The sequence below is a fragment of the Actinomycetota bacterium genome, from assembly GCA_019347575.1.
Taxonomy (GTDB): Bacteria; Actinomycetota; Nitriliruptoria; order Nitriliruptorales; family Nitriliruptoraceae; genus JAHWKY01.
The window spans coordinates 1-2,228 of the sequence record JAHWKY010000112.1; the positions used below are offsets into that span (position 1 = coordinate 1).

2 protein-coding genes are annotated in these 2,228 nt (G+C 69.8%); both read left to right on the forward strand.

What is annotated here, in order from left to right; all coding sequences use genetic code 11:
• Positions 1-1,207, forward strand: a 1,207-nt coding sequence (locus KY469_22870) for a hypothetical protein (GenBank protein ID MBW3665934.1), incomplete at its 5' end; no start/stop codon positions are given.
• A 1-nt stretch (position 1,208) separates the two neighbouring features.
• A partial coding sequence (locus KY469_22875) for an acyl-CoA dehydrogenase family protein (protein MBW3665935.1) occupies positions 1,209-2,228 on the forward strand: 1,020 nt, incomplete at its 3' end.

Sequence of the window (2,228 nt, forward strand, 5' to 3'; positions counted from 1 at the left end):
TCCTCCGACGTCCCCGGCCCGCTCCGAGGCCGCCCCCCGACTGCGCGATCTGGCTTTGGCGGGTGCCTTCCTGGTCGGGGCCTCGACGCTGCAGGGGGAGTTCGACTACGCCGTGCCCCAGTTCCGGCTGCTGTACCAGCCCGTCCTGCTGATGTTCGCCGCCGGGGTGGCGCTGGTCCCTGCCAGGATCCGCCTCGGGCGGGGCGGTGCGCTGGGAGCGGTGCTGGTCTTCCTCGGGATCCGCGTCCTGCTCACGGTCCTGATCACCCCGGTGCTTGGGCGGACCGCCTTCCACTTCCCGCTGTACCTGGGGGCGGCGGTCGCGGTCGAGCTCGTGGCACTGCGGGTGCCGGTCCACCGGCAGCTGACCTTCGGCGCATGGGCGGGACTCGGCATCGGGACGCTCGGTCTGGCCGTCGAGTGGGCGTGGAGCCACGTGGGGATGCCGATCGCGTGGCCAGCCGCGCTGCTGCCAGAGGCCCTGCTGGCGCTCCCCGCCGCCGTCGCCGCCGCGGTGGTGGGAGGCTTCATCGGCCGGTCGCTCACACCGGCCGACCACCGCAGGCAGGACGTCGCCGGTTGGGTCGCACCCGTGGCGGGTGCCGTCCTGGTGTTCACGCTCGCGTACCCCATGCCGATGACCACGGCGCCGGGCGCGTCCGTGGAGGCGACCTTGGAGGATGTCGAGGAGGATCCGGAGGAACGCACCGTGCACGCCAGGATCCGGCTGCACCCGACGGACCTCGCCGAGGATGCCGACTACTTCAACATCACCGCCTGGCAGGGGGCCGAGTGGACGCGTGAGAGCAGCTTCCTCGACCCCCTCGAACGGATCGAACCGGGCGTCTACCGGACCACCCGCCCGATCCCCGTGCACGGCGAGTGGAAGGCGCTGATCCGGATCCAGAAGGACCGGCTCAACATCGCCGCCCCGATCTTCCTCCCCGAGGATGAGGCGATCCCGGCCGAGGAGGTACCCGCTGAGCAGCGGTTCACCCGCGAGTTCGATGCGAACCGGAAACTGCTGCTGCGGGAGGCCAAGGAGGCGCCGGCGTGGATCGACGTCGTCGCGTACGGCGGGCTCGCCGTCCTGCTGCTGACCTGGATCGCGTCCATCGGTTGGGGCCTGAGCCGGCTGCGCCGCAGCGGTAGCCGATCACCGGTCGACTCCGGACACCCGGCCGACGAGACCACCGGCGGGAGGTGACATGGATCTCAGCCTGACCGACGAGCAGCAGGAGTTGCGTACCTGGGCTCACGACTTCGCGGAGCGCGAGGTCCGTCCGGTCGCCGCGCGCTACGACGAAACCGAGGAGCAACCGTGGCCGGTGATCCGCAAGGCCGCCGAGACCGGCCTGTACGGGTTCGACATCTACCTCCAGCACACTCAGGACCCGACCGGCCAGACGCTGCCCATGATCATGGAGGAGATCTTCTGGGGATGCGCCGGGATCGGTCTGGCGATCTTCGGCACGGGCTTGCCACTGGCGGCGCTGGCCGGGGGAGGAACGCAGGAGCAGCTGCTCGAGTGGGCCCCGAAGATGTTCGGCACCCCCGAGGATCCAGCCGTCGCTGCCTTCGCCGTCACCGAACCGCAGGCAGGATCCGATGTGAGCTCGCTGCGCACCCGGGCGGAACGTCGCGGTGACCAGTGGGTGTTGAACGGCACCAAGGTGTTCATCACCAACGGCGGGGTCGCCGACGTTCACCTGGTGGTCGCGACGGTCGAGCCAGCCCTCGGCCACCGTGGACAGGCGACGTTCATCGTCTCCAGTGACGACTCCGGGCTGCGGGCCGGCAAGAAGGAGCACAAGCTGGGCATCCGCGCGTCGGACACCTCCGAGGTCATCCTCGATGACGAAGCGATCACAAGGTTTCGCCAGTCATACCGCGCGGAATTTGGCGCCACCGCCGACGATCCGCTCTACGAGGCAGTCAGCGCCGGCCGCAAGCATGCGGGTATGGAGCATTGGCTGCCGTTCTTTCACGAACGGCTCGAGACGCTGATGGACTACCTGACCGAGGCGTCGATCTGCCTCGACGACCAGGCGACCGCAGCCCGTCTGGCGCGCTGGGAGTTCGTGCACGACGCCTACGAGAGCCGGGCCGAGGGCGCGGCCGCCAAGGGGCGACACGACAGCGTCTACAAGCCCTTGCCGCCGGGGGAGCTCTACCTCGACGACGATGCATGGCAGCTGGCCATCGCCGAGCGTCGGGTGCTGCGGTTC